At 60.3% G+C, this 8,710-nt stretch carries 8 protein-coding genes; 6 read left to right on the top strand and 2 right to left on the bottom strand.

The window, feature by feature from the left end; translation table 11 throughout:
* Positions 1-147 precede the first annotated feature (147 nt).
* Positions 148-2,319 (top strand): hypothetical protein, encoded by a 2,172-nt coding sequence (locus VA602_RS00130; protein ID WP_323452133.1) that lies wholly within the window; start codon positions 148-150, stop codon positions 2,317-2,319.
* Positions 2,320-2,563: 244 nt separating this feature from the next.
* Here the strand turns inward: VA602_RS00130 and VA602_RS00125 are convergent, their stop codons facing one another.
* The gene (locus VA602_RS00125) at positions 2,564-2,869 is read right to left on the bottom strand and encodes a DUF2288 domain-containing protein (RefSeq protein WP_323452132.1); all 306 of its coding nucleotides are present in this window, start codon (positions 2,867-2,869) and stop codon (positions 2,564-2,566) included.
* A 360-nt stretch (positions 2,870-3,229) separates the two neighbouring features.
* Between VA602_RS00125 and VA602_RS00120 the strand changes: the two genes are divergently transcribed.
* The 5 genes from VA602_RS00120 to VA602_RS00100 all read left to right on the top strand — a co-directional run bounded on the left by VA602_RS00120 (position 3,230) and on the right by VA602_RS00100 (position 8,214).
* Complete coding sequence (locus VA602_RS00120) at positions 3,230-4,345, top strand: branched-chain amino acid ABC transporter substrate-binding protein (RefSeq protein ID WP_054891749.1); 1,116 nt, start codon at positions 3,230-3,232, stop codon at positions 4,343-4,345.
* 226 nt (positions 4,346-4,571) lie between these two features.
* Positions 4,572-5,495 (top strand): high-affinity branched-chain amino acid ABC transporter permease LivH, encoded by a 924-nt coding sequence (gene livH / locus VA602_RS00115; protein ID WP_054891750.1) that lies wholly within the window; start codon positions 4,572-4,574, stop codon positions 5,493-5,495.
* Positions 5,492-6,748: a high-affinity branched-chain amino acid ABC transporter permease LivM gene (locus VA602_RS00110; protein WP_054891751.1), complete on the top strand. Its 1,257-nt coding sequence runs from the start codon at positions 5,492-5,494 to the stop codon at positions 6,746-6,748. Before livH ends, VA602_RS00110 begins: the two co-directional genes overlap by 4 nt.
* Positions 6,745-7,512, top strand: coding sequence for a high-affinity branched-chain amino acid ABC transporter ATP-binding protein LivG (livG, locus tag VA602_RS00105; RefSeq protein ID WP_054891752.1), 768 nt, complete (start codon positions 6,745-6,747; stop codon positions 7,510-7,512). The genes VA602_RS00110 and livG overlap by 4 nt, the downstream gene beginning before the upstream one ends.
* Positions 7,513-8,214 carry an ABC transporter ATP-binding protein gene (locus VA602_RS00100; RefSeq protein WP_054891753.1) on the top strand — a complete coding sequence of 234 codons (702 nt, stop codon included), beginning with the start codon at positions 7,513-7,515 and terminating at the stop codon, positions 8,212-8,214.
* Positions 8,215-8,318: 104 nt separating this feature from the next.
* On the opposite strand, the gene VA602_RS00095 is transcribed toward VA602_RS00100, so the two are convergent.
* A partial coding sequence (locus VA602_RS00095; RefSeq protein WP_323452131.1) for a transposase occupies positions 8,319-8,710 on the bottom strand: 392 nt, incomplete at its 5' end.

Genomic DNA, 8,710 nt, shown 5'->3' with positions numbered 1-8,710 from the left:
AGTGCAGATGCCAGCGCAAACCCCTAACGACCATAGGGTAAACCCCTATCGCATAGGCAAAAGGCGCACTGCTACAGTCGCCGGATTTACGTAATGGCCAGATGACATATCTTCCGACCGTCCACCACTCCAGGCAAATGGCGCACTATGACCTCCAATAATACTTCTGCCAATGCAGTGCCCGAGCCCTCCACCAGCAGCACCTCGTTGACCCTCGGTGGCGGCCAGGCCACCCGCAACGTCCCCGCGCAATACCTGTACTTCACCGAGAGCGATATCCAGCGCATCCTCGACAACCTCGACGGCCTGCGTGACCTGGTATTCCCGCAGGGCCTGCACGCGGAAGACGAAAGCCAATTGCGTCTGGACCAGCAGTTCCCCTCGGTATGCCTGATCGGCCTGGGGCGCTGTGGTTCGAACATTGCCCTGGACGTGGCGGAACTGGTGTACAACGCGCGCACCTTCTTCCTCAACGAGTTCAACAACGAAGACCGCAACAGGAACGAAGGCGGCTACAGCCCTGCACGCTGGATCCGACAGAACCTGCGCCTGGTACAGAACAAGGGCGCCAAACCGGTATTTCTGGTCGAGCCACTGGTGATGCTCGGCGATCTGGACAAGGACATCGCCGGGCGCATCCGCTTCTCGCGCAAGGGTGAGCGCGGCGGGTTCCTGCGCGACTACAGCAAGATGAAGATCATGGACCTGTCCGAGGTGCACGCCGGCGGCGCCGGCAATGCGCCGATCCTCGGCCAGTACCTGGCCAAGATCATCCTCAACAAGGATACCCAGCGCTTCTCGAGCGCCGACTGGAAACTGATCCACTCCTACCTGATCGATTCCTGCGGCATCAAGGCCAACCAATCGCGCCTGTACTTCTACATCTTCAGCGCCGGCGGCGGCACCGGCTCAGGGATGGCCTCGGAGTTCGGCCTGGCCCAGCAGTACTCGTACATGAACAAGACTTTCGACACCAAGCCGGCTGACGAGAACGACGGCAAGGGCGGGCATTCTTTCGTTTTCGAGCCGATCTTCACCAGCGGCATCTGTGTGCTGCCCAATGCCTCCGACCACCGCAGTGAAATGTCCGAGGCCTTGCACATCAATGCCGGGCGCCTGTTGTGCAAATACTTGTCCGAAGAATGGGATTTCTCGTACAACTTCGATAACGAAGACAGCAGCGAAGCCAGCGTCATGGGGCGCATCCGCCCGTGGAACGCCATGATGCTGATCTCCAACGACATCATGCGCTACGCCGAAGAGAGCGATGACGGAACGATCCAGAACATCGACGTCAATGCCATGGAGAAGCACGCCAACCAGTACATCTCCCAGCAGATCTTCAACATCCTCACCGCGCAGGCCGTGACCACCGACTACGACCAGAACTACTTCCGCCGCGCCGGCATCGACATTGGCGAAACCATCCGCCTGGACGCCAACGATCTGTTCATGAGCCTCGCGGGCCCGGTAGCCATCGCCTATGCCGAATCGGTAGTGCCGGAGGCGCCCGCGCAGGGCTCGGACAAGTTCAAGGTGTTCGAACGCGAATCGCCGCGCCTGGACATCGACGACCTGTTCTTGCGCTCCATCGACCTTCCCCATTTCAACAAACAGACCCAGGCCATCGAGGGCATCAGCCTGCTGCCCATCGAGTCGCGCCGCTATCGCGCGGCACTGGAGCAGTACCAGGCCTCGGGCTTCGACGCGGCGGCACTGCACGACCTGCATTTCTTCAAGAACTGCTCGTCGGTGGTATCGATCGTGTCGCTGCCCAAGGACTACAAGCTGTCGTACATGGACCTGAACCGGCTCAAGACCCACCTCAACAGCCTGTTCCCCAACACCACGCTCAAGCGCTACGCGTTGGTGATCGGCGCCTCGGCCAACCTGTCGCTGACCACCCTGATCGCCAAGAGCCCATGCCTGTCGGACGACTTCCTGACGCTGATCGTGGCCTTCATCAAGCGTTGCTTCGCGCGCACGCCCTACCGTTTCGACGACACGCTGGACAACGCGATCCTGGAATTCATCACCAGCGAATATTTCGATGAAGACCGTATCGATGACCTGCTAAACGAGTTCGAGAATCCGGCGAAAATACTCGATACCAACTGGTATGCGATCAAACCGATGTACGAGAAGAAGTACCGCGAGCTGATCAACGACAAGAGCCGCTTCGTCTCGATCAACGACATCCGCCTGTCGCGCGAATGCGTGAAGAAAGCGGTGAAGTACCTGCGCGAGATCTTCAGGCATCGGATCGGCAAGACCCGGGTGATTTCGCTCAACAGCCATACCGGGCGGGTGGATTACTGAGGGCTGGCATCTGACTCCTGCAGGAGTGGCGGTTCGCCGCTGCGAGTTGCCCGCGAATGCAATAGTGACGGCGCGGACGCATTCGCGGGCAAGCCCGCTCCTACAGGGATATTACGCATCCCGTAAACTGTTACCGCACTGGCGAACGCCCCGGCGACTTGTTACTTACTTCCACCTTACGTCAGCGTCAACGCGCACCAACAAGGTGCGATCAACTGCTTTTTCGCACTAAAAAAGCCCGCGATTATTCCGCTTTCTTCACTTGGATCACGATGAACGGCGAAACCACCACCGCCCAGATCTCAGGATCACGGGTTTGCAGGTCTAGCGCCTGCTCTGCAGTGAGCGGCCCGACAACGCCATCATTACGCCACTTGGTGAAGATCTCGCTGCGATTCTCGGCCATCGCCTCGGCAACAGCGATCAGGTCCAGGCTGGGGTCGACCCAAATCAGGTCACCCTTGGCCCAGAAACGCTCCAAGGCTTTCCACTCGATAATCGCGGTCTCGCCGAGCAATTTGGCATAGAGGGTGCTTGTGTGATCAGTCATGGGTTTTCCTGCCGACAGAATGGCCATTTGAAAAGGCCGGCATTTTTGCAGAAAAACCCGGTTTCAAATACGTAATTTGATCGACGGGCCCCGGTTGTATGGGGTTGGGCCCGGGATAGAGGCAAAGTGATGGCGCTTTTCTATATCTTTATGTCGATCATGCGACACCCCGGGAAACAGGCGCTTTTTGCCCGCTTTTCAAGCGCTCCGACAGCGCTCTACACTGTACCGGTACAGTTCCGGGACATGTTCCGGGGGAAGGTGGGCTTGCGACATGGCACGAGCGTGCCGCAAATCCCGCCCGGTCTGTAGCCCTGGCCGCCAGGACTATAAGAATTACAACAGAATGAGTGGAGCACTATGATCAAGATTTCCAAGCTGTTCGCCGCAATGGTCCTGGCCGGGGTAGCCAGCCATTCGTTTGCCGCCGACACCATCAAGATCGGCATCGCCGGTCCCAAGACCGGTCCGGTAACCCAGTACGGCGACATGCAGTTCATCGGCGCCAAACAGGCCATCAAAGACATCAACGCCAAGGGTGGCGTCGACGGCAAGATGCTCGAGGCCAAGGAATATGACGACGCGTGCGACCCGAAACAGGCCGTTGCAGTCGCCAACAAAGTGGTCAACGACGGCGTCAAGTTCGTCATCGGCCACCTGTGCTCCAGCTCCACCCAGCCTGCGTCCGACATCTACGAAGACGAAGGCGTGATCATGATCACCCCCGCCGCCACCTCCCCGGAAATCACCGCCCGTGGCTACAAGCTGATCTTCCGCACCATCGGTCTGGACAGCGCCCAGGGCCCGGCAGCCGGCAACTACATTGCCGACCACGTCAAGCCCAAGGTCGTTGCCGTCCTGCACGACAAGCAGCAGTACGGTGAAGGCATCGCCACCGCGGTCAAGCAGACCCTCGAGAAGAAAGGCACCAAGGTCGCCGTCTTCGAAGGCCTGAACGCCGGTGACAAGGACTTCTCCTCGATCATCCAGAAGCTCAAGCAGAACAACGTCGACTTCGTCTACTACGGTGGCTACCACCCAGAGCTGGGCCTGATCCTGCGCCAGGCGCAAGAGAAGGGCCTGAAAGCCAAGTTCATGGGTCCGGAAGGTGTCGGCAACGACTCCATCTCGCAGATCGCCCAGGGCGCTTCGGAAGGCCTGCTGGTCACCCTGCCGAAGTCGTTCGACGCTGACCCTGAGAACAAGGCCATCGTCGACGCCATCAAGGCTGACGGCAAGGATCCTAGCGGTCCGTTCGTGTTCCCGGCCTACTCCGCTGTCGAGCTGATCGCCAAGGGTATCGAAGCCGCCAAGTCCGAAGACACCGACAAGGTGGCAGCCGCCATCCACGCCGGCAAGTTCAAGACCCCGACCGGCGAGCTGTCCTACGACGAGAAAGGCGACCTGAAAGACTTCAAGTTCGTAGTCTACGAATGGCACTTCGGCAAGCCGAAGACCGAAGTCTCCCCTCAGTAACTGCGTGACTAATAGCTGACCGAGAAGCCCACTGTGCGAGCAGTGGGCTTTGTTTTACGAGGTTCATGGACCTGATTCCCGCGATCCGGGAGCCGGTTCACCTGAAAATCTTAAAACCGTCACCCGCGGTTTCCTGGCTGTGCCCACTGACTTGGCGAAGACCACGAAACGGGCCGGGCCCATCGCCCGCCAGCGAAATGCAAATCAGGTTTTTAGGAGCGCTGTAATGCCTGAGATCTACCATTTCTTCCAACAACTGGTTAATGGATTGACCATCGGCAGCACCTATGCCTTGATCGCCATCGGTTACACGATGGTGTACGGCATCATCGGGATGATCAACTTCGCCCACGGCGAGGTGTACATGATCGGATCCTATGTGGCCTTCATCGCCCTCGCGGGCCTGGCCATGATGGGTATCCACTCGCTGCCGATCCTCATGACCGTGGCCTTCGTCGCCACCATCTGCGTGACCAGTGCCTACGGCTACAGCATCGAACGGGTCGCCTACCGGCCGCTGCGTAACAGCAACCGCCTGATCCCGCTGATTTCCGCCATCGGCATGTCGATCTTCCTGCAGAACACCGTGCTCCTGTCGCAGGACTCCAAGGACAAATCCATCCCCAACCTGATTCCGGGCGCCTTCTCGTTCGGCCCGGGCGGTGCGGAGGAAGTGCTGGTGTCCTACATGCAGGTGCTGGTATTCGTCGTCACGCTGGTGGCCATGACCTGCCTGACCCTGTTCATCTCCCGTTCCCGTCTGGGCCGCGCCTGCCGCGCCTGCGCCGAGGACATCAAGATGGCCAACCTGCTGGGCATCAACACCAACAACATCATTGCCCTGACCTTCGTCATCGGCGCCGCCCTGGCAGCCGTGGCGGCCGTGCTGCTGAGCATGCAGTACGGGGTGATCAACCCCAACGCCGGCTTCCTGGTAGGCCTCAAAGCCTTCACCGCAGCGGTTCTGGGCGGCATCGGCAGCATCCCGGGCGCCATGCTCGGCGGGCTGGTGCTGGGTGTGGCCGAAGCCTTCGGCGCCGACATCTTCGGCGACCAGTACAAGGATGTGGTGGCGTTTGGCTTGTTGGTTCTCGTCTTGCTGTTCCGGCCGACCGGCATCCTGGGCCGTCCGGAGGTTGAAAAAGTATGAACAGAAATCTCAAACAGGCGTTCTTCAGCGCCTTGCTGGTATGGGCCGTCGCCTTCCCGGTGCTGGGCCTGAAGCTGAGCATCGATGGCATCAGCCTGATCGTGCACAGCCAGGGCAGCTTCACCATCAGCATCATTGCCGTGTGTTCGATACTGATGTTCCTGCGTGTGCTGTTCGACAAGCAGTGGAGCTCAGTGATGGGCGGGCGTTCCGATCGCAAACTGATCCCGCCTTCGGTAAGCAACTTCCTGACCCTGCCCAAGACCCAGCGCTGGATCATCCTGGGCCTGATCGTGGCCGCCCTGATCTGGCCGTTCTTCGGCTCGCGCGGCGCGGTCGACATCGCCACCCTGATCCTGATCTACGTGTTGCTGGGCCTGGGCCTGAACATCGTGGTCGGCCTGGCCGGCCTGCTCGACCTGGGTTACGTCGGTTTCTACGCCGTCGGTGCCTACAGCTACGCCATGCTCTCGCACTACCTGGGCTGGAGCTTCTGGGTCTGCCTGCCGATCGCGGGCCTCATGGCCGCAACTTTCGGTTTCCTGCTCGGCTTCCCGGTACTGCGCCTGCGCGGCGACTACCTGGCGATCGTCACGCTCGGCTTCGGCGAAATCATTCGCCTGTTCCTGCGTAACCTCACCGACTGGACCGGCGGCCCCAACGGCATCAGCAACATCCCCAAACCCGAGTTCTTCGGGCTCACCTTCGAACGCCGCGCGGCAGAGGGCATGCAGACCTTCCACGAGTTCTTCGGGCTGGAATACAACTCGATCAACAAGGTCATCTTCCTTTACCTGGTCGCCCTGCTGCTGGCATTGCTCGCGCTGTTCGTGATCAACCGCCTGCTGCGCATGCCGATCGGGCGTGCCTGGGAAGCGCTGCGCGAAGACGAGATCGCCTGCCGCGCGCTGGGCCTGAACCCTACCGTGATCAAGCTCTCGGCCTTCACCCTGGGCGCCTGCTTCGCAGGTTTCGCGGGCAGTTTCTTCGCCGCGCGCCAGGGCCTGGTGACGCCGGAGTCGTTCACCTTCATCGAGTCGGCGATCATCCTCGCCATCGTCGTGCTTGGCGGCATGGGCTCTCAGTTGGGCGTGATTCTCGCGGCCATCGTGATGATCCTGCTGCCTGAGCTGATGCGTGAGTTCAGCGAATACCGGATGCTGATGTTCGGTGCGCTGATGGTGTTGATGATGATCTGGCGTCCGCAAGGCCTGCTGCCTATGCAACGTCCACACATGGAGCTGCGTCGATGAGCCGCGAAATTCTGCAAGTCAGCGGCCTGAGCATGCGCTTCGGCGGCTTGTTGGCGGTCAATGGCGTGGGCCTGACCGTCAAGGAAAAACAGGTGGTCGCCCTGATCGGCCCGAACGGTGCCGGCAAGACCACGGTGTTCAACTGCCTGACCGGCTTCTACAAGCCAAGTGGCGGCACCATCCTGCTCGACGGTCAGCCGATCCAGGGCCTGGCCGGCCACCAGATCGCCCGCAAGGGCGTGGTGCGGACCTTCCAGAACGTACGTCTGTTCAAGGAAATGACCGCGCTGGAAAACCTGCTGATCGCCCAGCACCGCCACCTGAACACCAACTTCTTCGCCGGCCTGTTCAAGACCCCGGCGTTCCGCCGCAGCGAGAAGGAAGCCATGGAGCGGGCCCAGTACTGGCTGGAGAAGGTCAACCTGACCGAGTTCGCCAACCGTACCGCCGGCACCCTCGCCTACGGCCAGCAGCGCCGCCTGGAAATCGCCCGCTGCATGATGACCCAGCCACGGATCATCATGCTCGACGAACCGGCAGCAGGCCTGAACCCCAAGGAAACCGAAGACCTCAAGGCCCTCATCGGCTACCTGCGCGAATCCCACAACGTGACCGTGCTGCTGATCGAGCACGACATGAAACTGGTGATGAGCATTTCCGACCACATCGTGGTGATCAACCAGGGCACGCCCCTGGCCGATGGCACGCCGGAGGAAATCCGCGGCAACCCTGATGTGATCAAGGCCTACCTGGGGGAAGCGTAAATGCTGAAGTTCGAGAACGTTTCCACTTTCTACGGCAAGATCCAGGCGCTGCACAGCGTCAACGTGGAAATCAACCAGGGCGAGATCGTCACGCTGATCGGCGCCAACGGCGCCGGCAAGTCGACCCTGCTGATGACCCTGTGCGGCTCGCCACAGGCACACAGCGGCAGCATCAAGTACCTGGGCGAAGAGCTGGTCGGCCAGCCCTCCTCGCACATCATGCGCAAGAGCATCGCGGTGGTGCCGGAAGGCCGCCGTGTGTTCGCCCGCCTGACCGTCGAGGAAAACCTGGCCATGGGCGGTTTCTTCACCGACAAGGGCGATTACCAGGAGCAGATGGACAAGGTCCTGCAACTGTTCCCGCGCCTGAAGGAGCGCTTCACCCAGCGCGGCGGCACCATGTCCGGCGGCGAGCAGCAGATGCTGGCCATCGGTCGGGCGCTGATGAGCAAACCCAAGCTGCTGCTGCTCGACGAGCCGTCGCTGGGCCTGGCGCCGATCATCATCCAGCAGATCTTCGACATCATCGAACAACTGCGCCGTGATGGCGTGACGGTATTCCTGGTAGAGCAGAACGCCAACCAGGCACTGAAGATCGCCGACCGCGCCTATGTGCTGGAGAACGGCAAGGTGGTGATGCAAGGGACTGGTGAGGCATTGCTGACCGATCCGAAGGTGCGTGACGCGTACCTGGGTGGTTGAATGAAAAAAGGGCCTGCGCAGACTGTGTGAAAACACACTGACAAGCCTTAGACCAGACGCCCCGACTTGTTCGGGGCGTTTGTTTTTGTGCTGAAAAAGGCTCTTCAGCCCATCAGTTGCATCATTTTCTTGGCACCCAGGACGCTGATCGCTCGCTTGAGGTTGTAAGCGGTCACGGCCAGCGACATCTCAGCTCTTGTCCCTTCGAGTTGTCGCAGCAGGAAGCGCCCGTTCCCAAATAACCATTGTTTGAGATTGCCAAACGGGTGCTCCACGATGGATCTGCGCCGTTCCATCATCTCTGGATGCAGTTGCATCCGCTGCGCCATACGCTCAAAGGCTTCCTCTTGAGCGTGACGTGAGACATAGCGGCGCTTGGCCGTCGTGCATTGGGCTTTCAGCGCGCACCCGGCACAATCACTGATCGCCGCCTGGTAGATCCGGTCGCCCTTGTGGCGCTGCTTCAGCGTTAGCCACTGACCTGCCGGGCATTGAT

The organism is Pseudomonas machongensis, from assembly GCF_034961125.1.
GTDB classification, from domain to species: Bacteria; Pseudomonadota; Gammaproteobacteria; order Pseudomonadales; family Pseudomonadaceae; genus Aquipseudomonas; species Aquipseudomonas machongensis.
The sequence above is the reverse complement of the archived record's forward strand: the minus strand, read 5'-3'. Positions and strand labels throughout refer to the sequence as shown.

Bases quoted from the DNA above. Each gene is read 5' to 3' on its own strand.
- VA602_RS00130 (WP_323452133.1), top strand. From the start codon at position 148: ATGACCTCCAATAATACTTCTGCCAATGCAGTGCCCGAGCCCTCCACC.
- VA602_RS00125 (WP_323452132.1), bottom strand. From the start codon at position 2,869: ATGACTGATCACACAAGCACCCTCTATGCCAAATTGCTCGGCGAGACC.
- VA602_RS00120 (WP_054891749.1), top strand. From the start codon at position 3,230: ATGATCAAGATTTCCAAGCTGTTCGCCGCAATGGTCCTGGCCGGGGTA.
- livH (WP_054891750.1), top strand. From the start codon at position 4,572: ATGCCTGAGATCTACCATTTCTTCCAACAACTGGTTAATGGATTGACC.
- VA602_RS00110 (WP_054891751.1), top strand. From the start codon at position 5,492: ATGAACAGAAATCTCAAACAGGCGTTCTTCAGCGCCTTGCTGGTATGG.
- livG (WP_054891752.1), top strand. From the start codon at position 6,745: ATGAGCCGCGAAATTCTGCAAGTCAGCGGCCTGAGCATGCGCTTCGGC.
- VA602_RS00100 (WP_054891753.1), top strand. From the start codon at position 7,513: ATGCTGAAGTTCGAGAACGTTTCCACTTTCTACGGCAAGATCCAGGCG.